The 26,455-nt window shown below is 35.0% G+C and carries 18 protein-coding genes and 1 pseudogene; 3 read left to right on the plus strand and 16 right to left on the minus strand.

What is annotated here, in order from left to right:
• Nucleotides 1-6: 6 nt before the first annotated feature.
• Together ABIQ27_RS09100 and ABIQ27_RS09105 are read right to left on the minus strand one after the other, a co-directional pair.
• On the minus strand, nt 7-531 hold the full coding sequence (locus tag ABIQ27_RS09100; RefSeq protein WP_348033570.1) for a hypothetical protein: 525 nt from the start codon (nt 529-531) through the stop codon (nt 7-9).
• Between the two features lie 4 nt (nt 532-535).
• Nucleotides 536-1,303 (minus strand): MBL fold metallo-hydrolase, encoded by a 768-nt coding sequence (locus ABIQ27_RS09105; protein ID WP_348033571.1) that lies wholly within the window; start codon nt 1,301-1,303, stop codon nt 536-538.
• Nucleotides 1,304-1,441: 138 nt separating this feature from the next.
• Between ABIQ27_RS09105 and ABIQ27_RS09110 the strand changes: the two genes are divergently transcribed.
• Nucleotides 1,442-2,908 carry a TonB-dependent receptor gene (locus ABIQ27_RS09110; RefSeq protein WP_348033572.1) on the plus strand — a complete coding sequence of 489 codons (1,467 nt, stop codon included), beginning with the start codon at nt 1,442-1,444 and terminating at the stop codon, nt 2,906-2,908.
• A 32-nt stretch (nt 2,909-2,940) separates the two neighbouring features.
• On the opposite strand, the gene bcp is transcribed toward ABIQ27_RS09110, so the two are convergent.
• Nucleotides 2,941-3,393 carry a thioredoxin-dependent thiol peroxidase gene (gene bcp / locus ABIQ27_RS09115; RefSeq protein WP_348033573.1) on the minus strand — a complete coding sequence of 151 codons (453 nt, stop codon included), beginning with the start codon at nt 3,391-3,393 and terminating at the stop codon, nt 2,941-2,943.
• A gap of 46 nt (nt 3,394-3,439) precedes the next feature.
• Here bcp and nth point away from each other — a divergent pair, with 46 nt between their 5' ends.
• On the plus strand, nt 3,440-4,099 hold the full coding sequence (nth, locus tag ABIQ27_RS09120; protein ID WP_348033574.1) for an endonuclease III: 660 nt from the start codon (nt 3,440-3,442) through the stop codon (nt 4,097-4,099).
• A gap of 222 nt (nt 4,100-4,321) precedes the next feature.
• Here the strand turns inward: nth and ABIQ27_RS09125 are convergent, their stop codons facing one another.
• From ABIQ27_RS09125 to ABIQ27_RS09185, 13 genes are all read right to left on the minus strand, one after another.
• Complete coding sequence (locus ABIQ27_RS09125) at nt 4,322-4,909, minus strand: sigma-70 family RNA polymerase sigma factor (protein ID WP_348033575.1); 588 nt, start codon at nt 4,907-4,909, stop codon at nt 4,322-4,324.
• A gap of 173 nt (nt 4,910-5,082) precedes the next feature.
• Nucleotides 5,083-5,844, minus strand: a complete 762-nt coding sequence (locus ABIQ27_RS09130) for a glycoside hydrolase family 16 protein (RefSeq protein ID WP_348033576.1) — start codon at nt 5,842-5,844, stop codon at nt 5,083-5,085.
• A 3-nt stretch (nt 5,845-5,847) separates the two neighbouring features.
• Complete coding sequence (locus ABIQ27_RS09135) at nt 5,848-8,070, minus strand: glycoside hydrolase family 3 N-terminal domain-containing protein (protein ID WP_348033577.1); 2,223 nt, start codon at nt 8,068-8,070, stop codon at nt 5,848-5,850.
• Nucleotide 8,071: 1 nt separating this feature from the next.
• On the minus strand, nt 8,072-9,859 hold the full coding sequence (locus ABIQ27_RS09140) for a cellulase family glycosylhydrolase (RefSeq protein WP_348033578.1): 1,788 nt from the start codon (nt 9,857-9,859) through the stop codon (nt 8,072-8,074).
• A gap of 12 nt (nt 9,860-9,871) precedes the next feature.
• Nucleotides 9,872-11,326, minus strand: a complete 1,455-nt coding sequence (locus tag ABIQ27_RS09145) for a glycoside hydrolase family 30 protein (RefSeq protein WP_348033579.1) — start codon at nt 11,324-11,326, stop codon at nt 9,872-9,874.
• Between the two features lie 16 nt (nt 11,327-11,342).
• A complete protein-coding gene (locus ABIQ27_RS09150; protein WP_348033580.1) occupies nt 11,343-12,785 on the minus strand; it encodes a glycoside hydrolase family 30 beta sandwich domain-containing protein in 1,443 nt (480 codons plus the stop codon).
• Nucleotides 12,786-12,905: 120 nt separating this feature from the next.
• Nucleotides 12,906-13,985, minus strand: a complete 1,080-nt coding sequence (locus ABIQ27_RS09155) for a glycoside hydrolase family 16 protein (protein WP_348033581.1) — start codon at nt 13,983-13,985, stop codon at nt 12,906-12,908.
• Nucleotides 13,986-14,065: 80 nt separating this feature from the next.
• Nucleotides 14,066-15,019, minus strand: coding sequence for a hypothetical protein (locus ABIQ27_RS09160; RefSeq protein WP_348033582.1), 954 nt, complete (start codon nt 15,017-15,019; stop codon nt 14,066-14,068).
• Nucleotides 15,020-15,025: 6 nt separating this feature from the next.
• Nucleotides 15,026-16,141, minus strand: coding sequence for a hypothetical protein (locus ABIQ27_RS09165; protein ID WP_348033583.1), 1,116 nt, complete (start codon nt 16,139-16,141; stop codon nt 15,026-15,028).
• Between the two features lie 11 nt (nt 16,142-16,152).
• The gene (locus ABIQ27_RS09170; RefSeq protein WP_348033584.1) at nt 16,153-17,661 is read right to left on the minus strand and encodes a RagB/SusD family nutrient uptake outer membrane protein; all 1,509 of its coding nucleotides are present in this window, start codon (nt 17,659-17,661) and stop codon (nt 16,153-16,155) included.
• Nucleotides 17,662-17,674: 13 nt separating this feature from the next.
• The gene (locus ABIQ27_RS09175) at nt 17,675-20,815 is read right to left on the minus strand and encodes a TonB-dependent receptor (RefSeq protein WP_348033585.1); all 3,141 of its coding nucleotides are present in this window, start codon (nt 20,813-20,815) and stop codon (nt 17,675-17,677) included.
• A 292-nt stretch (nt 20,816-21,107) separates the two neighbouring features.
• Nucleotides 21,108-23,918 (minus strand): triple tyrosine motif-containing protein, encoded by a 2,811-nt coding sequence (locus ABIQ27_RS09180; protein ID WP_348033586.1) that lies wholly within the window; start codon nt 23,916-23,918, stop codon nt 21,108-21,110.
• Between the two features lie 128 nt (nt 23,919-24,046).
• Complete coding sequence (locus ABIQ27_RS09185) at nt 24,047-25,426, minus strand: T9SS type A sorting domain-containing protein (protein WP_348033587.1); 1,380 nt, start codon at nt 25,424-25,426, stop codon at nt 24,047-24,049.
• A 413-nt stretch (nt 25,427-25,839) separates the two neighbouring features.
• Here ABIQ27_RS09185 and ABIQ27_RS09190 point away from each other — a divergent pair.
• Nucleotides 25,840-26,455 (plus strand): annotated as a pseudogene (locus ABIQ27_RS09190) (excinuclease ABC subunit A); the annotation flags it as partial.

Consider the following 26,455-nt stretch of genomic DNA (forward strand, 5'->3'; position numbering starts at 1 on the left):
TAACTACTAATTTAATGTTGCCGGATATAAATAAGAATTCATTACTTCAAATGAAATGCTTCCATTTTCTTCAACAAAATACTTCAGCATCACTTCTCCCCAAAGTGCTCCATTGCTATAATTGGCTATTATCCAACGGTGATTTAAAAGCTTTACACTATTAATGATAAACTTTTGGTCGCCCATCTTGACCTGGTCTGTATATTTATTCCCTTCCTTATCGTCATTATAGGCTAAAAGAGCTTGTTTAACTTTTTCAGCAAAAGCGGGAACATCATTTATTTTGCTGCTTTCATATAAATAGTTTTGTGCCCTGTCATTGTTTTCTAAAGAGAAAGCATTGGCGTCATAGAGTTTATCAGACAAATGAGCGATACTATCAGACATAGCTTTTGAAGTAATTAATGGATTGTCATTTACTTCCGTTGTTGATTTTTGTTCACTACTTTCTTTTGATGAAAAATATTTATAAGTAAAAATATTCATCAGCACAGCAATGATAAAAAGATATAAAAACAGTGATTTTTTCATAAAACTAAAAAGTAATTTTTAAATTATCATAAGCCAGAAATACATTTTCCGGCAATCGTTGTTGAACTTCTTCATGAAAACCCATAAGATGACTGATATGAGTCAGGTAAGCTCTCTCAGGCTGAACCAAATGTATAAAATCTAACGCATCCTGCAAACTAAAATGTGTTTGATGTGGTTCTTCCCGCAAAGCATTCACAACCAACACTTTTACACCTTTTAATTTTTCAATTTCAGCAGAATCGATAGTTTTTACATCTGTTAAATATACAAAATCCTGAATTCTATAACCAAAAACCTGAAGGCTTCCGTGATTAACTTCTATCGGCGTAACTTTAGTTTGCCCAATTTTAAAATCTTCGTTATTGTTTACCGCAAAAGTCTGAACACCGGGCGCACCTGGATATTTATCCTCAGTTTCAAAAATATAATCAAACCGTTTTTTTAAATTTTCTAAAACCCGGGGATCACCATAAACGGGAATATCACTTTTCTGTCTAAAGAAAAAAGGACGGATATCATCCAAACCTGCAGTATGATCAGCATGCTCATGCGTAAAAAGTATGGCATCGAGCTTTTCACAACCTGAAGTTAACATTTGCTGCCTGAAATCGGGACCACAATCAATGACAATTGAATTATTTTCCCAGGTAATCCAAACAGAAACGCGTAATCTTTTATCTTTTGAGTCAGAACTTCTACAAACAGGATGATTACTTCCTATAACAGGAATACCTTGTGAAGTCCCGGTACCAAGAAAATAAACTTGCATAATAGCACGGTTTTTGCGGTTCTTTTTTTAAGTACTTATAAAAGTAATTTTTTAAATGTAAATAATTACAAAAATAGGAGTTAATTATCTTTTATAAAAATAGGTATTTTACTAACTTTGCAAAGTATTAAACATTTTATGGAAAGATCGGATTCATATATAAAATTAAAAGGAGATAAAGTTATCGAACAGGTTCCTTCATTGAAGGATAAAGCGATGCGAATAAACTTCAACGAGAATATCTACGGAACTTTTGCGGAGATCGGTGCAGGTCAGGAAACAGTAAGACATTTTTTTAGAGCTGGTGGTTCTTCAGGAACTATAGCAAAAGCAATGTCTGCATATGATAAAGATTTTAGTGATGCTATTTATGGAATTGAGGATGATGGCAGATATGTTACTGAAAGCCGTTTAAAAAACATGTTAAGTCATGAGGTAGAATTGATTGAAAAACGATTGAGTAGAGACAAACATCCAAACAAAATGTTTTTTAGTTATGCCAATACCGTTTCCACTATTGATTTTGCAAAACAATTCAAAGGCCATGGCTGGGTTGGAATAAAATACCAGGTTGAAGCCGAAGAAGATTACAACGAAATCACATTACACATACGTTTTAAAGAAAATGATGCCAGATTACAACAGGAAACTCTTGGAGTCCTTGGTGTTAATTTGATTTTTGGTGCTTTTTATAAATATAATGACCCAAAAAAATTATTGCGTTATCTATATGACCATTTAGACAAAGACCAACTTGAGATTGATACAATTAACTTTTCGGGGCCGCGTTTTGCGAATGTCGATAACAGATTGATGAGTTTGCAGTTGGTGAAAAATGGCATGACCGATGCGGTGATGTTTGGTCCTGATGGACAAAACATTCTTCCGGCTTCTATTCTTTACAAAAAAAATATATTAGCATTAAGAGGAAGTTTCCGTCCGGTTACTCAGGTAAATATGGACATGTATGAGAAATCATTGAAAATGTTCCTGGAAGAAAGCAAAGTTGAAAAAGAAAATGCCTTAGTAGTTTTTGAAATTACATTATCCAACTTGCGTTCAGAAGGTGAAATTGACGAAAGGGATTTTATGGACAGAGCTGAATTATTATGTTCGCTTGGTCAAACCGTAATGATTTCTAATTTCCAGGAATATTATAAAGTAGTTGAATATTTTGCAAGTTATACCAAAGCCAGAATGGGATTGGCTATGGGAGTAAATAATCTGATTGACATATTTGACGAAAAATATTACCGCCATTTGAGTGGTGGAATTCTGGAAGCGTTCGGAAAACTATTCTATCGTGATTTAAAAGTCTTCTTATATCCAATGGAAGATGAAACCGGAGAAATTATTACTTCACAAAATCTGAAAGTGCATCCACGTATGAAAGAATTGTACAAATTCTTTGCTTACAACGGAAAAGTAGTTGATATCACTGATTTTGATAAAGGGCATCTTAAAATATTCTCCCGTGAAGTTCTGAAAATGATTAGCACCGGAACTCCGGGTTGGGAAGAACTACTTCCAGAAGGAATTGCAGAAATTATAAAGAAACACCAACTTTTTGGGTACGACCCAAACAGAATATTACAGAAAGTATAAATAAAAAGCCAAGAATTAAATCTTGGCTTTTTTTATTTTAATATTTGATCAGCGTGCATCTTTGATTTCACATCAGTAATAACTTCTTCAATAATTCCATGTTCGTTGATTACAAAAGTAGTCCTGTGAATGCCATCAAACTCTCTTCCCATAAACTTTTTTGGACCCCAAACACCAAAGGCTTCAATAACTGATTTGCTTTCATCTGCCAAAAGTGGAAACTGAAAGTCAAATTTCTTTTTAAAATTAGCCTGCGCTTTAGATGCATCAGCACTGACTCCAAGCAACTCATAATTTTTGGCTTTAAATCGTTCAAAATTATCTCTCATATTGCAGGCTTCCACGGTGCATGTTGGTGTATTTGCTTTAGGATAAAAGAAAATCACAAGTTTTTTCCCTTTATAATCGGATAAAGAATGAGTAAGTCCATCCTGGTCTTTTGCTGAAAATTGTGGAGCTAAATCTCCTTTTTGTAATGTTATCATATTTGAATATAAGTTTCATAAATTTACACTTCAAATTTAGACTAAAATGACCAAAAAAGAACGTGCAGCAGTTGTTATTAATACGTTAAAAGAAATCTATCCCGAGATTCCCATTCCACTTAATCATAAAGATCCATACACTTTACTCATTGCCGTTTTACTTTCCGCGCAATGCACTGATGTTCGTGTAAATCAAATAACTCCTATCCTATTTGCAAAAGCCGATAATCCTTATGATATGGTGAAACTTTCTGTAGAAGAAATTAAAGAAATTATTCGCCCGTGTGGGCTTTCTCCAATGAAATCTAAAGGTATTCACGGATTGTCAGAAATATTAATAGCAAAGCATCACGGACTTGTACCGCAATCTTTCGAAGCTTTGGAGGAATTACCGGCTGTTGGACACAAAACAGCTAGCGTTGTGATGTCGCAGGCTTTTGGAGTTCCTGCATTTCCTGTTGATACTCACATTCATCGTTTGATGTATCGATGGAATTTAACCGATGGGAAAAATGTAGTTCAAACTGAAAAAGATGCGAAAGCTATTTTTCCAAAGGAATTATGGAATGACTTACACCTTCAGATTATTTGGTATGGCCGAGAATATTCTCCGGCAAGAGGCTGGAATATAGATAAAGATCCAATTACCAAATCAATTGGCAGAAAATCAGTGTTGGATGAATATTATAAAAAAACATCCCGATAATTATACCGGGATGTTTCCTTAATTAGCAATGAAATCGAAGTTAATATTACCAATTTTTACAATATTTAATGCACAAGAATATTGTAGGATTAAACGAATAGTTTCTTTTTTAGGTAACATTTTTTTGGGTGCTAATTTTTTTTTAGAGTAAAGTTTTGCCATATAAAAATGAAATTGAGTTTAGAGATTTATATAATAACGCAAAAAAGTATACTTTATTGTTTAAGAAGGCAAATAAATTTTGTTTTTTTCTATAACCTTTCTTAAGTTAGTAATTGCATAACGCATTCTTCCAAGGGTTGTATTAACGCTAACTCCAGTAAAATCAGCTATTTCCTTGAAACTCATATCCGAATAATAACGCATCATGATTACTTCTTTTTGATCATGTGGCAGTTTTTGAATTATCATTTTTAAATCAATATCAACCTGACTTTTGATTAATTTTTTTTCGATATCAAGAGAGTTATCTTTTATATTCGAAAAAATGGAGAATTCTTCTGTGTCTCTTTTTAAAGGCATTTTTTTATCGTTACGGAATTTATCTACGATTAAATTACTGGCTATACGCAAAACCCATGAAAGAAATTTACCTTCTTCATTATAGTATTTTTTGGTTTTTAGCGTGTGAATGACTTTAAAGAAAGTTTCCTGAAAAATATCTTCAGTTAAATCTCTATCTGAAACTTTGGAAAAGATGTATCCATAAATTCTAGATTGATGTCTGTCAATTAATAAAGCAAGAGAATTCTCATCGCCAGCGATATAGTTATTCACTAATATTGCATCAGAAAGTTGGGATTTAGCCATAATATTACCTTTTAGTAAGGGTTAAAAAGAGATTTTTTAATCTAAAAAGTAATTTTCTATATAGGCAAAAGGTGTTTGAGAGTTAAATACAAATCAAATTTAACATAAAAATTATCATATAAACAAATTAATTTTAATAAAAATGAAAAGAAATGTTAAATAGCATTATTTTATTATTGATAAACTTTGACGTAATCTATTATAAATTCTTGTGGAAAAATGGTGTCATCTACATCATGTCCGCCAAAATTCCCGCCAACAGCAGTATTAATAATAAAGAAAAATGGCTGATTGAAAGGCCAGATATCTTCATTTTTAACTTCTGGTTTGAAAGTATAAACTGAAACATCATCAACAAAAAATTCAATTTTCTCCTTTGTCCATTCGATGGCATACAGATGAAAACCTTCTTCAATAGCTTTAATCTCAGTCTTTTTAGAATTTTTAGAATTTCCGTGACTGTCTTGTGTATGCAAAGTGGTATAGACTTGATGCGGATCGCGGCCAACATATTCCAAAATATCAATTTCACCAGATTTTGGCCAACCTACTTTTGAAATATTAGAACCCAACATCCAGAAAGCAGGCCAAATGCCTTTTCCTACCGGAAGTTTAGCACGGGCTTCCATCCTGCCGTATTGGAATTCTTTTTTTCCGGCGGTTGTGATTCGGGTTGATGTGTATTTATCACCTTCTTTATCAATGGTAATGATTAGTTTTCCATTTTTAAGTTTATGATTTTGATTAGTGTAAACTTCTTTTTCATTATTTCCCCAGCCACAATTATTTGGGCAACCATCACCCAACTCAAAGTTCCATACTTTTTCATCAAGTGTTTTACCGTTGAAATCTTCTTCCCAAACTAATTTGCGTTTTGTTTCCTGTGCAAAGCCAATTGTAGTGATAAGGACTAATCCAAATAAAAGCTTTTTCATAATTTATTTTATTAATTCAAAAGTACTCTTTAAACGAATGTCTGCCGATGATGAACCAATCATTAAATCAAATTCTCCAGGCTCAGAACCCCATTTTAAATCTTTATTATAGAAAGATAACTTTTCATTGTCAATAACAAATTTAATGGTTTTGGTTTCTCCTGCTTCGAGTTTTAATTTTTGGAAATCTTTCAATTCCAATATCGGGCGCACGACGGAACCAAATTTGTCCTGAAGATACAATTGCACTACTTCTTCTCCGGCAAATTTTCCAGAGTTCGTAATGGTAACGAAAACTTCAATAGTTTCATTATTCCTAAGTTTGGCTTTTGACAATTTTAAATTGGAATACTCAAATGTCGTGTAACTTAATCCATATCCAAAAGGAAATTTTGGTGAATTTGGCAAATCAATATAGGCTGATTTATAGATTTTATCTTCATTTATTGAAGGTCTTCCTGTACTGAAATGATTGTAGTAAATAGGAATCTGGCCTTCTTCTCTTGGAAAAGACATCGGCAATTTTCCGGAAGGATTATAATCGCCAAAAAGCACGTCAGCTATCGCGTTTCCTGCTTCAGAACCTAACCACCAAGTATAGACAATGGTTGGCATGTTATCGGCGGTCCAATTGAAAATTAAAGGCCTTCCGGCATTGATAAGAATAACAATTGGTTTTCCTGTCTTTTGCAACTCCTTAATTAAATCTTCCTGAACGCCAGGCAAATGAATATTACTTCTACTTTTTGCTTCACCGCTCATATTCCAGCGTTCACCTATACTCAGAATTACAACATCAGATTGTTTGGCAACATCAATGGCTTCCTGAAAACCTGCTTTGCCCGTATCTTCTACGCCACAACCTTTGGCATATAACAGTTTGGTGTTTTTGCCAACTTTACGCTCCAATCCTTCCCATTGCGAAACAATATAAGTAGAATCTACATCTTTTAAATCAACTGCCCAAAAACCGTGATTGGCTCTTTTTAATTTTACCATCGGACCAATAAAGGCGATTGTTTTGGTTTCTTTCGAAAGCGGTAAAACGTTCTTTTCATTTTTAAGTAAAATGATACTTTTTGACGCTACTTCACGTGCAATTCTGGTATGTTCCGGATTGTTTAATTCTTTTTCCTGACGTTCTTTACTACAATACTTAAAAGGATCATCAAACAATCCCAATTCAAATTTCTTGCGAAGCACACGTCTCACAGCTTCATCTACAACAACTATCGGAACTTTATTTTCTTTAACCAATTGAGCCAAATTATCGTTATAGGCATTGCCTTCCATATCCATATCATTCCCAGCCATAATTGCCTTTTGGGCTGCATCTTTTTTATCAGGAGAATAGCCATGGGCTATCATTTCACTTATAGAACCCCAATCGGAAACAACAAAACCTTTAAAACCCCATTTCCCTTTTAAAATATCGCTTTGAATATATTTATTGGCTGTGGCCGGAATTCCGTTGATGTCATTAAACGAATTCATAAAAGTCGCCGCACCAGCATCAACCGCAGCTTTGAATGGCGGCAAATAAGTTTCCCACAACATTCTGTTACTCATATCAACCGAATTATAATCTCTTCCTCCGACGGCTGCTCCATAAGCAGCGAAATGTTTGGCGCAAGCCATAACCGAATTTAAATCGCCTAATTTATTCCCTTGAAAACCTTTCACACGTGCAAAAGCAATTCGGGAACCTAAATACGTATCTTCTCCGGCGCCTTCCATAACTCTGCCCCAACGCGGATCACGGGAAATATCAACCATCGGCGCAAATGTCCAGTGAATTCCGGAAGCTGCAGCTTCGGTAGCCGCAATTCTTGCCGAAAGTTCCATCGCAGCTAAATCCCAACTTGCAGCTTCTGCCAACGGAATTGGGAAAGTTGTTTTATGCCCGTGAATAACATCCAAACCAAATAACAACGGAATTTTCAGACGCGACTGCATTGCCAATTCCTGGTATTGACGTGTGTATTGGTAACCAATGATGTTCAGCATGGAGCCAATTTTCCCTGCTTTAATTTCGTCTTGTTTGTTAGGATTAATTGTCAACGGACCCGTTATGGCATTGTCGCCCGAGTATTGATTTAACTGTCCGATTTTTTCATCCAGAGTCATTTTCTTTAGCAACTCTTCTACTCTTTGATTGATAGTTTTTTGCTGTGAAAAGCCTAAAAATGATGTTGTTAAAAATAATGCGATTATTATATTCTTCATATTACTGACTCGATTTTTGATTGTTTTGATGATTGAACTCCAAATAGTTGAGATTGAAATTTCCTTTTTCGAAGTAAATTCTAACTTTGTTTATATCATTTTTTAAAGCAATAGTTCCTAATGACAATGTTGCCCATTTTGCATTTCCACCGGAAGCCGGAAGTGAAACAGCTTTGGAAAGTTTATTTCCGTTTTCATCAACTAAATAAACTTTCCCATTCGCATTTTCATTTGAATAACGAATAGCAACTTCAAAGGTTTTTGCTTTATCTAAATTGAAAGTATATTGCAACCATTCGCCGTCTTCAATGTAACTTACATTGTATCCATTGGTCGTTTTATCATTGCATTTCTGAATATCAACACCATCGTTTCGCATTTGATTACCGCTGTTCCATTCGCTGTGTTTTCCTGAAGAAACCCAAAGATTCTGATAATCTATATCTGCATATGCGTGATTCATTGGTCCCAAATCATATTCGGTTGCGAATACTTTTCCAGGTAATGAATGTTGCTTGTATGGTTTTGTTTCGGTTGAATTAATTTGTCTGAACATTGCATCAATAACATCATGCTTGATGATTACATTTTCGATTTTATAGTTTTCGGCCAATTGCATTAAGATTGCTTTGGCTTCGTCTACAAAAGGTTTGTCTTTTCCGTCTTTCCAGTATTGCAAAAGTTTATCATATCCTTTTGGCTCTTTTACAGAAGTTACTCCGGCAATGTTTTCGATTTTTTTCATTGGCCAAAAAGCCCAGCCGATATTGTTGGATTCAACCAATTTTAGAACTTCCTGAAACCATACATTTGAATTTTCCCCGCTTTCGCCAAGCCAAATCGGAACATTCTGTTCTTTTCTCAAATTCATAATATCCTGAATGGATGCCGTATCATTATTGCTCCAATATTTATGGAAACTCAATGCAATGTTATCATCCCAAAGCGGAAACATTCCTTTGTAGTTATTGCCCCAGCAATTGCCTTCGATAATCACTAAATGATTTGTATCAACTTCTCTGATGGCTTTTGTAATTCGAAGTTGTAAAGCCCGCAGCGGTTCATTTTTAGTTTCATCACAACCATTTTGGTTTGTTCCTGAGAAATTCCAATTCGGTTCATTGATGACATCATAACCGCCAATCCAGGGATTATCTTTATAACGAAGTGCTACTTTTTTCCAAAAAGCAACCATCTTATCCTGATTGGCTGTGCTTTCCCAAAGTGATGGTTTAGTCGTATCATAATCCGAAATGTTGGCATCTTTTCCTTGTCCGCCAGGCGCAGCATGCAAATCTAAAATCAGATACATTTTATTAGCAGCACACCAATTTAACAAATCATCTGTCATTTTGAATCCTTCTTCGAGCCACGTATTTTTACCTAAAACAGGTTCTTTTTCAATGGACAAAGTGTATAAATTGTAATGCATCGGCAAACGGATGGAATTGAATCCCCAGGCTGCCAATGAATCTACATCGCGCTTGGTTAAACCGTTTGCTTTGTATACATTATAGAATTCAGTGGTATTTTTTTCTCCGATTAAATCGGTGATTTTTTGTTTGATTTGGTATTGTGGTCCGGCAAAATCAGCTGTTTTTAGCATATAGCCTTCCTGCACCATCAAGCCTCCAATTCCGAGACCGCGCAACAGGACATTATTTCCATTGCCATCTAAAATTTTTTGTCCATCACGATGTAAAAACCCTTGACCAGAAGAAGTTATTGTAGCAAACATGAAAAGCACAAAAAAACTTCTTCCAATCAGTATGTTGATGTTGTTTATCACGGGTTAGTTAATTTAGTATACTAAAGTTTGTATGGCATTTGGTAAAATTGTCACTTCGGTAGCGGCAGTTCCGATACATAAGTTGTATGTGATTTTTTTATTGCTTTTATTCATAACAACTGTTACCACTTTTCCATCTGCATTCATGAATGATGTAGTTAATAATTGGCTTCTGCTAGCGGCGCTGCTGATTCTTCTCGCACCTTTATCAATGAATTTTGAAAAGTGTCCAATGAAATAATATGACGGTGTGTAAATCAATTCTCCTGTTGAAGTATCCCCGTGAATTGGAGCAAAACAGAAATTCTTAACGTGATTTGGCCCACCAAATTGATCTAATAAAATATTCCAGTCTGTCCATGCAACGGTTCCATTATTGAAATCGTTTATCATTGATTCTCCATAACGCTGACCGTTTTTCCATAACAATAGATTCTTAGCATCAAATTTATCATTACAACCTTCAGTAAACATCAGCTTTTTGTTTGGATAAAGTTCATTCACTTTTCCAACATTCTCATATACTTGTTCGCCTCCACTCCAGTCTTCATACCAGTGAAAACCAATTCCCCAAACATATTTATTGGCTTCTGAATCTTCTAAAATAGTATTGGCGCGTTGCAATAATAAATCTCTATTATGATCCCAAACCGTTATTTTTTTATCCCCTAAACCCGCTTTTTTTAATGTTGGCCCAAGGTAATTTTTAAGAAAATCTCTTTCATCTGCAGCAGAGAAAATACAAGATTCCCAAGTTTGCTTTGCCATAGGTTCGTTTTGAACCGTTAAACCCCAAACCGGAATTCCTTCTTTCTGTAATGCATTAATATATTTCACATAGTAATTTGCCCAAGATTGACTGAATTGCGGTAATAGTTTTCCGCCGTGAAGTCTGTCATTGTTGTCTTTCATAAAAGCCGGTGGCGACCATGGACTGATATAAAGCGTAGCATCTTTACCAATAGTAGCCATCGCTTTTTTTATTAGTGGAATTCTGAATTGCTTATCGTGCTCAATATTGAATGTTTTTAAATCTTTATCGCCATCCTGAATATACGTGTACATGTCCGAACTGAAGTCGCAGCTATTCATGTTAGTTCTCAATAAAGTATATCCAATTCCTTTATCCTTAGAATAGTATGCGTTTAAAAATTCCTTTTGTTTTGCTTCGGATAGTTTGGCAAAAACTTCAGCACTCGCATCAGTAATAGCGCCACCAATACCTAAAAATGTTTGGTATTTTTTATCGGGATTAACAAAAATGCAGGTTTGAGTTTCAAGCGGTTGTTTCAACTCCTGAAAATGTAAATCGGTTGTTTTTGACAAACGCAAGTTGGTACTATCCGCAGAAGTATATACACTTACTACCCTATTTTTAGTTGAAAAAGGCAGTGGTTTAAGCTGCACTTTCTTTTGAGAGTAAACAACTGTTGAGGCTATTAAAAAAAGAAATGTTATTTTTTTCATCTTTCGTATAATTATTTTACCAAACAAATGTTCCAACTGAGCCTGCTTCTAAAGAGACTGCAACCCATTTGCCATTGTACTTAATATTGAAAATCTGAGGCGTGGCACCATCATTCTCAGCGATTAACACTTTTTTGTTCGCGGGTGTTTTAAATGCTACTGTATATACACTTCCTACTTGTGAAGAAGTAATTCTGACAGAACCAGCCGGAACAAATTTTGACGCATGAGCTATGATATAATAACCCACATTTCTTTCATAACTAAAGTTACCAGTTATCGTAATTGCACCTTTACATGTTGTACAACCTCCATCAGTATGTGGACCATAAGAGGCATCATTAGCTAAATTCCATTCTAAAGCGGTTTTACTCCAATTACGCATTGATCCGATAACTACATTTTTGACATGCCATTTTAAGTCACCATCAAAAGTTCCTGTTGAGGCTGTATATTGTTCAGTGAAATATAAATTTTTGGTCGGAAAAGCATTGTGAACTGTACCCATAGCAGAAATATCACCTCCATACAAATGGAATGCTGAACCATCAACAAACGGATTGGCTGCAGCATCAGATAAAACTGTGATAGGATATTGTGGCTGGTCACAATTGTGATCATAAGCTACTATTTTTGTAGTCAATCCAGCTGTTTGAAACGCAGGTCCTAAATTAGTTTTTATAAATTCTGTTTGTTGAACAGCACTCATAAACATACTAGGATTATTAGCCGGATTCAAAGGTTCATTTTGCGGTGTGATGGCATCAATGTGAATACCTTCAAGTTGCATTTTTTGGATGTATTTCACAAAGTATTGCGCATAAACACCATAATACTGTGGTTGCAGGCTACCTCCTATTGTGCTGTTATTATCTTTCATCCAAACTGGTGGCGACCAAGGTGTAGCCATAATTTTGATATTTGGATTGATAATTAAAATGTCTTTGAGCAATTGAATTAATTGGGCATCAGGAGTCAAACTAAAATTAGTTAAACTTAAATCGGTTAACCCTGTCGGCATATCGTCATACGAAAAAACCGTGCTGTTTAAATCAGATGCACCAATGCTAATTCTCAAATAATTAACTGAAATTGCATTGGCTGCTGAGCCAAAAAGTTCTTGTAATAATTCCTGTTTTTTTGATACTGATAATTGATTGATAGCCTGTGCACTTCCTCCGGTTAAGGTATAACCAAAACCGTCTATTGTCTGGTATGCCTGTGAATCTGTTACGTCTATATTTTGATATATATTGGTAGTAGTGTTAAAGGCCAAAATGGCTGTTTGTTTTTCTAATTTAACGGTTCCGTTGGATTTGGTTAACCAGAAATCAACTTCGTTGGTTGTTGGGTTTGGATTTGGATCTGGATTTGAGCCGTCAGAAGATTGGGCACAGCCAGATAAAATTCCTAGTAATAAGGCAAAAAGCAGTGTTTTTATTTTTTTGTTTTTTAGCATTTTTTAAGTATTATGGGGCAAGTGTATTTAAAATAGGGTTTAAAATCATCCAACATAGCTTCTACCGTATGAAAAATAGAAGCTATTATTGGAGATACTAAATAACTCAAACAAAATATATTAATGATAAACATGAATGTAATCCACCTCAAGCGTGGCAGCTGTAAAAGCAGGATTAACTGCTCCACCAAAATTTCCGCCCATGGCACAATTGAAAATAAAGAAAAAAGGATTGTTGAATGGTAATCCACTAGCATTATTAAATGTATAATACACCACATTATCAACATAAAATTTTATTGTAGTGGATGACCAATCAAGTGAATAAACATGAAATTGTGTTGTTGCGTTTGATATCAAAACTGATGTGCCATCTCCATTAGCACCTGAATGTCCAGGATGATGTAGCGTGCCATAAATTCGGTTTAGATTATTCCCTACATGTTCCATAATATCAATTTCTCCACAGGCTGGCCAGGGAGTCGTGTCAACGTTTGCACCAAGCATCCAAAGCGCAGGCCAACTACCACCTCCAGCAGGAAGTTTAGCTCTTATGTCTACTCTTCCATACTGCAAAGTGTATTTGTTTTTGGTTACAATTCTGGCAGAAGTATAATTACTCCCCATGTAATTTTCTTTTAAAAGGTTGATTTTTAAAAATCCTCCCTGAACAGTTACATTTTCGGGTCTGCTGGTATAATATTGTAATTCGCTATTACCCCAACCTCCGGCACCTGTTTCGTAACTCCATTTGGAACTGTCCGGTGCTCCATCTGTATTGAATTCATCCGACCAGGCTAATGTTGGCAATACATAAACTGTAATTACTTTTGAGGTCGAAATAAATTTAGTTCCGTTATAAGCCGAAACATAAATTGTGTAGGTATTCGTTCCGCCTTGAGTAAATGTATAGCTAAACATTCCGGTTGTTGAATTTATGACATCGGTACCAATTAAAATTTTATAAGAAGTGGCATCATCAGCAGAAACACTGAAATTAACCACTCCACTTCCATCACCATTTGGATTAGAAGCATTGACACCTACAATTTCGTGATTGACAATTAAATTAGATGGCGTAATGTCTCCGCCTCCGTCACCACTTCCACCGCTACTGCAATTAAAGCAAGAAAATATAACGACTAAAGCAAGTAACTTATAAAAAAAACGAAGCCCTTTTAATGGATGATTGTATTTCAAAACGATGTGATTGTTAAGTTAGGCAAATAATTTTGCCACAGGAATTAATAAAAAATTCCCGTGGCTTATTAATTAAAAAATTATGGTGCTGGTATCAGTTTCAAATACCATGCATTCCCCGTTTCAGTACCTTGTACTCTTAAGTACATATATGTTGGCGTGATAACCATGATTTCATATTCTTTTAGCTGAGCTCCATATCCAATGTAGGTGTTATTTCCTGCTAACAAAATACCTGTTTGTGTTGAAGGTGCAGAAGCAGCAACTCCAGAGCTTGAAGGAACAAATGAAAATGCTGAAGTACCACCGGTGTAGCCATTATAACAACCTTCATCTCCTGAAGCAGGAATTCCAGGAAGTCCACCAGCTAAAGAACCTGTTTTGGTAAAAGCTCCATCAGGAGCTGTGACCTGAAGTGTAAAAGAATTAGAAGCTGTTACTTTAGTAAAAGTAAAGGTTGCTGAATAAAAACAATGGCAGCAAACTTCCTTTTCATTTGGAGCTGCAGCATACCAAATTGGTGTAACTTCTCCCAACCATGGCCCAACACCAAAGTGTCCTGCAGTGTTTTTATCCACTACCCATGTTTTAGAAGCATCATTAGTTAAAGCCGTTACAATTTCTGGTGTAGGAGCAAAATTACTAACCACCTGAACATCTAATGTTGATGTAGTTGAACTACCACCTCTTCCATAAGCAATAACTGTTATTCTGTAAGTGTGCAAACCAACAGAAGTGAATTTTTTAGTAACAACACCACTTGGTATGCTACTAAATACAACTGGTGTAGTTAAATCAGTAATGTCGTTATAGCCTATTTTGTATGTCATCGCATTATCTGCTGCTACAGTAACATTAACATTTCCTGAACCATCTCCATTAGGGTTTGATGCATCCTGACCTACTACTTCAGCGCCAATAGTTAAATTGGTAGGTGCTGACAAATCTCCTAGAGAATAATCATCTTTCTGACATCCTATAAAAAGAGATGCAGCTAAAATGAAAATCGATGCGAATTTTAAATTATTTTTCATAGTTTTTTAATTTGATTGTGTAACATTATCTATATAAATAACTTCTCCTGTACCAGCACCTGTAAGATTGTATTGAAAAACAATTTGACCAAAAGTAGTTCCTGCAGGTACACCTAGAGGACCAAAATCAAATACTAATTCTTCCCATTGGTTAGCAACAGTTGAAGGTACATCTATTCCCGTATTAGGGAAACCACCACTCCCTTGTTCAAGTTGGAAATGAAGCATTTTACCTACTTCAGTAGAATACACCATAACTTTAAATTTATGACCATTGTCAATGTTAACTGGTACTGCATTTGGTGCAGACATAGGTGTATAAGTACCACCCCATACTTCTGCTCCGCTTGTTTTGGTAAATCTCCAAACAGTTGCACTGATGTTAATTCCTCCTGGAAAAGGATTAGGTACAACTGCTACATTTACGCCACCAAAAGTTCCACCGTTAGCATAGTTTTGTATTGGGCTTTCATAAGTAATAGGAAGGGTAAACGGAGCGTTAACAGTAATTATATAGGTTTGCGTAGTTGTTGCAACACCTCCGCTTAAAGCAATAACTGTTAAAGTATAAACTCCAGGAGCATAATTATGACCTGCAACTGTAAAAGTTCCGCCTAAAGTTCCAGTCATTGGAGTTGCAACTTCACCTGGTCCGGTATCTCCCCATTTAACCTGCATACCATTTGCGTAATCTGCAGTGGCGCTAAGATTTAATGTAGTTCCTGCAAAATTGTTTGTAGTTGCACTAATGTTTTCAGGGGCTCTATATACTAATTGCAACGGATATTCATTTGCAGTAGCGTTACCAGCAATATCGTAAGATGTAATGGAAACTGTGTAATTTCCTTCGGGATAATTATGTGATGCAAATCCACCCGGAAAAACAGTAACAGGATCTGCTGACCCTTGTCCTAGTGCAATTACAGATCTCGTAACACCTTCAGCAAGTGGAGTGATTTTTACCAACCCGGAATTATCCGTACTTACATCAAATATCTTGCTAAAATTCCCTGGATTTGTTGAATCTACTGATGACAAATCAGAATCAATTCCATCCGGAGTGCTGCAACCTGTCACTAATATAAGTGAAAGAATTGAAAGACTTAAAATTATTTTTTTCATGTTTCTTTATTTTAATTTGGATAACCAGTATTTTGGACTAATTGTGTACCATCTAATTCTCTAAATGGTATTGGCAGCACTTCATTTTTTCCGGCAATGAAGCCTCTGCTTGCTAATTTTGTTGGAGCATCTCCCCAACGAACTAAGTCGAACCATCTGTGTCCTTCGCCAGCTAATTCTCTTCTTCTTTCATCTTTGATAGCCGCTAATGAAACAGCAACAGATGGCAACCCAACTCTTGCTCTGACTGCATCAAGTAATGCCTGAGCTCTGGCACTTGTGCCTCCTAAAGCTTCTGCTTCCATTAAATAAGTATCAGCCAAACGGATAGCATAGGTGTTTTGTCTGTAATTCAAAACGGCATCACCAGGTCCCGAATAAACATCTGACATCTTAGGCATGAACTTGTTAAGGAAATATCCGGTGTCTTGATTAGCTCCAATATAATCTGCATGTCCAGCTAGTTTTAAAGCTTTTACATCCAACATTGTAGCTGCGGCTCTAGGATCTCCCTGAATGAAGGTGTGAAAATCTTCTGTGAAAACGTTAAAGCTCCAACCTGAAGGTAAATCAGGAGCAAAATTGTCTAATTTCAAGTAACTTCTTGGCCCAACCATTTGATTTACTGTATTTCCTTCATCAGAGTTACCACCCCAATTACCCCAATAAGAACCCTGAGCTGAGTGAGCTACTTCTAAAATAGATTCTGTATTGAATTTATTTGAGAAAACCCATAAATCATTGTAGTTACTTAGTAAACTATAACCATACTGGCTTACTCCACCCGGTGTGCCATTTACATCCTGAAATTCAGCAGCTGCCTGAGCGTTTTTATTTTCGTATAAATAAACCTTACCAAGTATTGCTTTAGCAGAACCCTGTGTAAGACGACCTCCATCGGTAGCTAAATTAACTGTTAATGGTAAATTCGGAATTGATTCTGTCAAATCTAACTCAATCTGAGCATAGACATCTGCCGGACTTGCCTGAGTTACAGAGTAAAATTCTGAAGCTGTAAGAGGGTGTAGAATCAGAGGAACATTTTTAAACATTCTAACTAAGTTAAAATAATAATAAGCTCTTAAAACTTTTGTTTCAGCAGTATATCTTGCTCTGGCTGCATCAGCCATAGGAACACCATCTATTTTAGACAGCAACAAATTAGCTCTGAAAATACCTCTGTAATAATCACTCCAAAAACTATCCGGAACGGTATTGGTATTTATAGTGTAATTTGAAAATGACTGAATACCAGCACCATCTGAAGAGGTACCGCCTCCTGCAAAATGATCATCGGAACCCGCATTAAACATCGTAATCATGTTTTCAAATCCTCCTGAGTTTTTTCGCATTAAATCATATACAGAAACTAAACCACTAAAAACTTCAGCTTCAGTTCTATAATAATTATCTTCTACAACTAATCCATCTGGATTTACTTCTAAAAAATCGGTACTGCAAGAAGTCAGCATCAGAGTTGTCAGCAGTATTATCGTCAAATTTTTAATATTTTTTTTCATGTTTTTTTATAATTTAGAATTGTATGTTAGCTCCAAACAAGAATGAACGTGCTTGTGGATAATAGCCTCTGTCTACTCCAAAACCATCACCACCACCTATTTCAGGATCGTAACCAGTGTATTTAGTTAATGTCAATAAGTTTTCTGCAGTAACATAGAAACGTACTTTTTGAAGGCTTATTTTATTAATCACTTTGGTAGGTAAAGAGTAACCAAACTGAACAACTTTAAGTCTAAGATAATCTCCATCTTCTAAATAAAAATCGGACATATTGGTAAAGTTCCCATTTGTATCAGATGTTGTTAAGCGAGGAAATGAATTGGAAGTCCCTTCACCAGTCCATCTGCTTAATGCTTCTGTTGAATAATTCGCATTTTCAACATCTAGACGACGTAATCCTTGAAAAATTTTATTTCCGGCTGCTCCCTGAGCAAAAACCATCATATCAAATTGTTTGTAATCTATATTAAAAGTAAACCCAAAAGTTACTTTTGGCAGTCCATTACCTAAAAATGCTTTGTCATCTTCTGTAATTGTACCGTCGCCATTATTGTCTCTCCATCTGAAATCTCCGGGAACAGCATTAGGCTGAATTAATCCGCCTGATGTATTAGTATAAGCATTGACTTCGGCTTGGTTTTGGAAAATTCCTGCAGTTTGATAGCCATAAAATGAATTATAAGCTTGTCCAACCTGAGTTCTGGTAACAGCTCCCATTGATTGAAAACCAACACCTGAATAATGATCAACATTAACACCAAGATCAGTCACTTCATTTTTTAAGGTCGCAAAAGTAGCAGAAGCAGAAATATTAAAATCATTAATTTTCTTTTTATATCCAAGTTCAAATTCTAACCCTGAATTATTCATATCAGCAATATTTGCTGTTGGAGCTGCTTCAGACCCTACGTAACCCGGAATAGGATTGTCTCTTAAGATGCCTGTACTTTTCTTATTATACCAATCGAAAGTAAAGGTGAAATCATTAAATAATCTGGAATCAAATCCAATATTGGTTTGCGTAGTCTGTTCCCATTTTAAATCAGGATTTGAAATTCCGGTCGGACTTGAGCCTTGAGTAACAACTCCGCTATTCCCAAAACTATAATTTCTTCCTCCATCAATAAGGGTTTCGTATTTAAAGCTGTCAATCGCATCATTTCCGGTAACACCATAACTAAGACGCAATTTGAAAGTATTTAAAATATTATTTTGCTTCCAAAAATCTTCTTTTGTCATTACCCATCCGAATGAAACTGAAGGGAAATTTCCGTAAGGATAATTAGCTCCAAATTGAGAAGATCCGTCTCTTCTTATAAGTCCGCTAAATAGGTATTTCTCATTGTAATCATAAGTTATACGTGCAAATATCGAATTAGTAACTCTTGAAGGGAAGTCATGGCCACGTCCTATTTGATTTGCCAGAGTTACCGGAGAATTAAAAGATGCTTCCTGATAATCATTGGTAGCCAGGCCGAAATGTGTAACACTCGTTTCTGTATAAAATTGATTTACCTTGTAAGCTCCTTGTCCTATTAAAAATGTAAAATTGTGATTATTTATACTTTTTTCATAGGTTGCCGTATTTTCAAAATTCCAGTTAAGTGCTTTACTTTCTATTCTGGAAATATTATTAAGCACCGTATTATTAACCGTTGGGCTTAGATAATACTGTGGAGTAAAACCTTCACCTCCCCAGAATGCAAGTTTAGCTCCTAAAGTAGATTTAATTTTCAACCCTTTTATTGGTCTGATTTCAGCATAAGCATTTCCAATAAAATCATCTGACCAATTGTATTGTCCCATTCTTGTTTGAGCATACGCCAATGGATTTGTCATTTCTTGTCCCACTACGCTTGATATCCCATAAGGATTACCAGTAAGATCTCTGATAACATATGGGTTGCTATAAGCTAAACCATTAGCTAAAATCGGATCTGTTTCTACCAAAGGAGTTGTTGGATCTAAATTTATAGCTGAACTTAAAGGTCCGCCATATTCACTATTAGTATTTCCAATACCTACACTTTTTTGATGAGTATACCCGATGGTTTGTCCGATAGTAAGCCAATCTTTAACTTTGTGATTACTATTTAATCGGATATTTTTCTTTTCATAACTAGAAATTTGAGGGAGCACAATACCTTCCTGTTCCTGACTTCCAAAAGATAAATAGAAGTTTGATATCTCATTTCCTCCGCTGATACTTACTGCATGAGAAAATCTTCTTGCATTATCATTAAAAATAGCTTTTTGCCAATCTGTCCCTTTTCCCAAAACACTTAAATTTGGATAAGGCAAATTTGCCGGTTGCCCGCCACCATTTACATAACGCTCATTCATTATGGCACCATATTGAGTAGCGTTTAATAATTTTAAAGTTCTTTCCGGTGAAGATGATCCAGTATATCCATTATAGTTAACAGTTAATTTCCCTGTTTTGCCTCCTTTAGTTGTAATTAAAATTACTCCAGAGGCTGCTTTTGTTCCATAAATAGCTGCAGAAGCGGCGTCTTTCAATACTTCAATAGACTCAATATCTGATTGATTAATAGCGCCTAGAGCACCACTGTCAACCACAATTCCATCTACTACCCAAAGTGGTTCATTTCCACCATTCAAAGTAGTTGTACCTCTAATACGAACTGTAGATCTGGCTCCAGGCTGACCTGAATTCATAGCTATTGTCACTCCGGCAACTCTACCTTGTAATGATTGCTCCACTCCTCCATTTGGTATTTTTTCAAGGTCTTTGGCTGTAACTTTTGAAATGGCGCCAGTTACAAGGCTTTTCTTTTGTGTTCCGTAACCTACGTTAATAACAACTTCGTCTAACTTGTTACTTTCTTCAACAAGTTCGATTTGCATTGCGTCACTGGTAACCGTAACTTCTTTAGAAGTATATCCTATATAGGACACAACTAATTTTGCAACACCTGATGGAACGGTTAAGGTAAATTTTCCATCAATATCCGTTGAAGTTTGAACAGATGTCCCTTTAGCTGTAACAGTGGCTCCTGGCAGCGGCAGACTTCCAGAAGAAACAACTCCTGTTACCTTAGTTTGAGCTTGGGCTGATACAATAAAGACAAAAAACATAGAAAAGAGGAAAAGATTTTTCCTAATTCTTTCAGAGAATAGCTTTACATTCATAAGCGTTTAATATTATTGGTTTTAGTTAATTTTTTAAGACATATTATTGTCTTGTTAAGAAGTTGTTAAATTATTTATTTAAAAAATACAGAATCGATTATTAACCACAACAAAAAATATACATAATGAAAATTTACACTAAAATAAATAAGAATTTAACAAAACCATTGATTCAGTATGGTTAAACAAAAAAGGAACTATACAAAAAATAGTTCCTAAAATGATAAAATATGACCAACGAAAAGGTTGTTGTTAAGGTATTGTTGTAGTGTTTGACTATGTTATTGTATAGTTATATACTTAAAATATAATTTACCAAGCCATCATCGTGCATTAAATTCAATTTTTTACGCAAACGATAGCGTTTTATCTCTACACTTCGCAACGAGATATTGAGCATAGGCGCGATCTCTTTTGAGGTTAAATTCAGACGTAAATACGCACAAAGTTTCAAATCGCTTGGTGTTAAACCTGGATGAGCGGTTTTTATCTTTTTGAGGAAATCTTTATCTGCATTATCAAAAGCTTCTTTGAAAACATTCCATGAATCATCTTCAGTAATATTTCGGCTAATGGTTGAGATTACCGATTTTATATTTCTTCCGCTATTTTCATCCGATGATTTTTTCAAATCTTCTTTGATAATAGCCAACAATTCATTTTTCTTAATCAAACTCATGGTAGAAACAGCTAATTCTCTGTTTTTGGCATCCATATCAATTGAAAGCTGCTCATTTCTTAGTTTCATTAACTGTTGCTCGTTCTCTAAAGCAGCAATTTCCAATAAGAGGTTGTTCTCTTCTATCAGTTTTTCTTTTTGCTTGTGATAGTAATCCTGATACGCTTTATTAATATAATAAGCCAAAGCTATAAAAAGTAAAATATAAATAAACCAAGCTAAATTAGTAGCATACCAGGGTTTTTTGATCACAAACTTATATTCAACTGTATTCTCCGGAGATGAATTGGCAATTTTAGCTCTTACTTTAAATGTATATTCTCCCGGCTCTAAATTCTTAAAGTTTATACTTGACCTGGCGCTCCATTCACTCCACTGATTTTGCTGTCCTTCGAGCATGTACTGATATTCTACATCTATAAATCTGTTGTATTGTGGAACTGTATAATTAAAAATCAAATTATTTTCATCGTGCTGCAATTCACCAGCTTGTGTAATTGACAGATTTACTATTGGTTTACTCAACTTGTTTACACTTACGCTCGTCAGTATAATATTGTGGCTTTTGACTTTAAAATCGCTCAGATTAATGATAAAATAGCCATCTGTTTTTCCAACTAAATATTCACTGTCAGATATTTGAGTGATGTTTTCGTATCCTATCATAGGATTAGTTATAGAAAAAGGAATTGAAATTTTTTGTTTCTTCAAGCCTTTGTCAAAATTCCCGGAAGTGAAATAGTAAATGTAATTCCTGGTAAAAAGCCACATTTTATTAGACCTGTCAACGTTTAGTTTCCCCGAGATGTATTCATCGTTTTTAAAAACATCGCTTAAACTATTGTCTTTATCAAAAGTTCCGGTTTTAGCATTCAATTTAAAAATCCCTTCTCTACCGGCAAAGTAAATAGTTCCGTTATATTTAGCGAGGCTTATATGCTTTCCTTTGTGTGGCGAAGAAAGTATGCTGAACTTATTGGCTTTGGTATAATCTTCATTTACTAATACCTTGATAATACCTTTGTATTCATGTCCGATGTAAATTTCGTTCTTGTTGGTAATTTCAAAATAGCGTGACGAGATATCGAAACCTGCTAATTTATCTCTGAAAACCCAGTTTCCATCTTTTTTTTCTAAGACAGATAATCCATTATAATTTCCCTGAAGTATCAAATTTGGATGGTTCGGAACCAAATTAAACTTCCACGTTCCAGTTTGCCTGCAAATCAAATGAGCACCATTGACTCCAACCAAAAAAGTTCCTAAATCATGACCACAAAACAATTGATTATCATATTCAAAAAGCGCCCAAACTTGGCCTTTAGTTCCATTAATAAAGTGAAAACCCTCATTGTTTAAAGCACTTTTATAAAACAAACCCTGATTGGTTCCAATATAAATCCGATCCTGGAATTTAATTGAAGCATACACTGTTCCCAAAAAACCTGAATCATCTTTATAACTCTTAATTGGAGACTGAAGATTGACGCAATCAATACCGTTGTCTAATCCCAGCCATAAATTATTATCAGCATCCTCATTTATTGACAAAATAGTATTGTTACTCAAACCACTATTTTGCGTAATATGATATTTTATTTTTCCCTGTTTGTCCAGGATGTAAATTCCGTTGGAAATAGTTCCCAAAGCAAATCCTCCATCAGATAACATTTTGGCACAAAAAATAGAATTCGGCTGTAACTCAGTTTGCGATTCAAATAAGAATGGTGTTATTTTTTTATCTTCCAGTTTAAAAGCTCCGGCTCGTTCTGTCTGCAACAATAAGCCATCTTTTTGTTTAAAAATCTCAACGATACGGTTAGTCTTAATTCGGTCATCATCAGTGACTAAAACGCTTTTACCGTTAATGACTTCATACAAACCTTCTCCGACTGCCTGAAAATAAATCGAATTATTTACTTTATAACATCGGAAAATATAAGGATGTTTATCTATGAACTGGAAAGTGTCGTCTTTGGAATTATAGACATAAATGCGATTAAACGATTGAAACAATACCCATTGATCCATATTGATAATATTCCAAAAATGCTCATCTTCAATAAGTTTGTTTTTTATTTTTTGGCTAAGCGAAGTATATTTTAAAGCGCCATTGGTTTCTCTTTTCCAAAAACCAAATTCCATATAACAACCTGTGTAAATCCTTTCGCCAACAACTCTGACAGAACGAATAATGGTTTCATTCGGCGATGGATACAAATTCCAATTCGAGCCATTAAACTCGAGTAAACCTTCATTATTGGCAAAATAAACAAATTGATTGTTGTCCTGAGAAATCATCCAGTTCTGATTTCCTGCACCATAAACTGTTGAGCCATATTTTACTATCGGTGGTAATTCTTGTGCTGAAAGAAAAGCAGTAAATAAAAACGCAATGGTTCCTATTGTATATTTTTTTAACATTGTTATTTTAGCTGTCATACAATACAATATTACGAATTCATAAAATAGTATTATGATTTAATTGCTATAATTTAAAAAAAGAAAAGCACGAAATAACTTCCGTGCTTTTCAAAACTAATAAACTAAACTTACTCTTTAATAAACTGTTTTTTTATTAATTCATTTTCAGTTTGCAATGAAAGAATATAAACTCCTTTGGATAAATTACTTATGTCTATGCTGATATTATTTGAATCATGATTCTGTTTTGATACCAACTGACCTAACTGATTATAAATTTCAACTTCATTAATTATTGCAGAACCTGAAACATTCAAATTTTGGCTAGCAGGATTTGGATACAAAGTAAATTGTACTGCATTAAAATTGTTAGCTCCAAGTAATGGTGTACCATAACTTACATTATCAAAATAATAAGTTTTTTCACCTGCAGTTGCTCCATCAGTGCCGAAATTAAAAAATATTGAAGCCATTTTGAATGTGAATGTAGCGTTGAATGCGGCAGTACCTGGCCTTTCAACATCAAAATTAAATTCCATTGTTTGCCATCCATTAGCAACAGTAGTATTCGTTAAAGTTTCACAAGAATGAGTCGGATCTAAAGGGTCTTCTACTTTTAAAAGCACCGGAATACCTGCATCCGGAGACCATACACGAACATACATTTTTCTGTTGGAAGCTGTAAAAGGAATCGCCGAACTAAATCCAGAGGAAGTACTAATAGTAGTACCTGCCCATAATGGTGCATTAGTTGGCTTAACAGTTCTCATAACGGTATTTGCTGAATCTGTTGGGTCAACAACTTTAGTAGAAAGTGTTGAACCTCCAAAATCTGTAACGGCATAATTAACAGTATTGCCTTCAAAAGTAACTGGCAAATTTATTTGAGTTAAACAAGGATTAGCGCAAGTACCGCCACAATCAATTCCAGTTTCGCTTCCATTTTGAATACCATCATTACAAGTTGGAGTAACTCCTTGTTTTGCTAATATAAAACGCCACCATAAACCAACACCAACCTGAATGTCTAATGTCAATAAATTAGTGGTAAATGACGTAACTGTATAAGTAATAGAAGCCGGAGCAGCTGCCGGATTGGAAAGTTCACCTCCATTATAAGCTTTTGGAAGTCCCAAATAAGCACCAACACCAGTTAAAGTTAACGTATTAGCACTAGCGTTATAATTCCATGTTGCCGGATTTGTTCCATTGTGTGGCGCAACCGGAGTTCCACATGCGTCTCCTCCGCCCTGCCAACCTTCAATCCAGGTTTGAGTTCCTAAAACGTTACTGAATGTTCCATCAGCATTAAATACATAGTCATCATCAAAAAAGCAGGCTCTGGTGGTAATATCAGCAACACTATTGGCATAATATGATCCATTTCCTTGCGTCGGCCCAACAGCAAATGCAGCAGCTTGTGGACTCATTTTCCAAGTTCCGGGGAGTGTTTGTGCATATCCGAATGAAATAGTCATTAGGAAAATTAAAAGAGTAATTTTTTTCATATTGTTTGATTTAAAAGTTTAAATCAAAGTTAACTGACGACCCTATCTAATGATGTTTTGTTTAACTATGTAAAAAACCATACAACTTCAAATTTTCCTAAATTAATTGAGATAACAAGACTAATTAATCCCTATTAAGGTTTTAAAATCAAGACAAAAAAAGCAAAAGATTAGACAAAAAAATATAATGTTGTACTAATGTTGGGGTGAATAAGAATAAAATGAAATCTAAAACATATTGAAATTAGAATATTTAAAAAAATTAACAATAAAAAAGAAAAATTATCAAAAATAAAACCATTTTATTGTGATATTAAAATCTAAGTTATGAGTGCTTTTGTATAAACTCAGAGATAACTTTATTACCAAATCCTATTGCAAATGATTAACTTTGCAAACATTCCTTTTTTACTATGAAAAGTACCGAAATTGCTACACTAGAACCCAAAAAAAATATCCTGATTAAGGGTGCACAAATCCACAATTTAAAGAATTTGGATGTTGTAATTCCGCGTAACCAATTGGTTGTCATTACCGGACTTTCTGGTTCCGGGAAATCGAGTTTGGCTTTTGATACACTTTACGCTGAAGGGCAACGCCGCTATGTGGAAAGTTTATCTTCCTATGCGCGACAGTTTTTAGGTCGTTTGGACAAACCAAAAGTAGAATACATTAAAGGAATTGCTCCTGCGATTGCTATCGAACAAAAAGTAAATACAACCAATGCACGTTCTACCGTTGGAACTTCTACCGAAATATATGATTATCTAAAATTGCTTTTTGCCCGAATTGGTAAAACCTTTTCGCCAGTTTCAGGAAATGAAGTAAAAAAAGATACGGTTACTGATGTAATCGCTAAAGTGAAAACTTTTGCATTAGACAGCAAATGGCTACTCCTTTCCCCTATTCATCTGGAGCAGGGAAGACAATTGGAAGATAAGCTAAAAGTATTATTGCAACAGGGTTTTGCACGTATTTTGGTCAACAATGAAATGGTGCGTTTAGATGAAATCGACCAACATTCTTTAG

The sequence above is a fragment of the Flavobacterium sp. genome, from assembly GCF_039916025.1.
Lineage (GTDB): Bacteria > Bacteroidota > Bacteroidia > Flavobacteriales > Flavobacteriaceae > Flavobacterium.

Coding starts and splice junctions, on each gene's coding strand:
- ABIQ27_RS09100 (WP_348033570.1), bottom strand. CDS start 531: ATGAAAAAATCACTGTTTTTATATCTTTTTATCATTGCTGTGCTGATG.
- ABIQ27_RS09105 (WP_348033571.1), bottom strand. CDS start 1,303: ATGCAAGTTTATTTTCTTGGTACCGGGACTTCACAAGGTATTCCTGTT.
- ABIQ27_RS09110 (WP_348033572.1), top strand. CDS start 1,442: ATGGAAAGATCGGATTCATATATAAAATTAAAAGGAGATAAAGTTATC.
- bcp (WP_348033573.1), bottom strand. CDS start 3,393: ATGATAACATTACAAAAAGGAGATTTAGCTCCACAATTTTCAGCAAAA.
- nth (WP_348033574.1), top strand. CDS start 3,440: ATGACCAAAAAAGAACGTGCAGCAGTTGTTATTAATACGTTAAAAGAA.
- ABIQ27_RS09125 (WP_348033575.1), bottom strand. CDS start 4,909: ATGGCTAAATCCCAACTTTCTGATGCAATATTAGTGAATAACTATATC.
- ABIQ27_RS09130 (WP_348033576.1), bottom strand. CDS start 5,844: ATGAAAAAGCTTTTATTTGGATTAGTCCTTATCACTACAATTGGCTTT.
- ABIQ27_RS09135 (WP_348033577.1), bottom strand. CDS start 8,070: ATGAAGAATATAATAATCGCATTATTTTTAACAACATCATTTTTAGGC.
- ABIQ27_RS09145 (WP_348033579.1), bottom strand. CDS start 11,326: ATGAAAAAAATAACATTTCTTTTTTTAATAGCCTCAACAGTTGTTTAC.
- ABIQ27_RS09150 (WP_348033580.1), bottom strand. CDS start 12,785: ATGCTAAAAAACAAAAAAATAAAAACACTGCTTTTTGCCTTATTACTA.
- ABIQ27_RS09160 (WP_348033582.1), bottom strand. CDS start 15,019: ATGAAAAATAATTTAAAATTCGCATCGATTTTCATTTTAGCTGCATCT.
- ABIQ27_RS09165 (WP_348033583.1), bottom strand. CDS start 16,141: ATGAAAAAAATAATTTTAAGTCTTTCAATTCTTTCACTTATATTAGTG.
- ABIQ27_RS09170 (WP_348033584.1), bottom strand. CDS start 17,661: ATGAAAAAAAATATTAAAAATTTGACGATAATACTGCTGACAACTCTG.
- ABIQ27_RS09175 (WP_348033585.1), bottom strand. CDS start 20,815: ATGAATGTAAAGCTATTCTCTGAAAGAATTAGGAAAAATCTTTTCCTC.
- ABIQ27_RS09180 (WP_348033586.1), bottom strand. CDS start 23,918: ATGTTAAAAAAATATACAATAGGAACCATTGCGTTTTTATTTACTGCT.
- ABIQ27_RS09185 (WP_348033587.1), bottom strand. CDS start 25,426: ATGAAAAAAATTACTCTTTTAATTTTCCTAATGACTATTTCATTCGGA.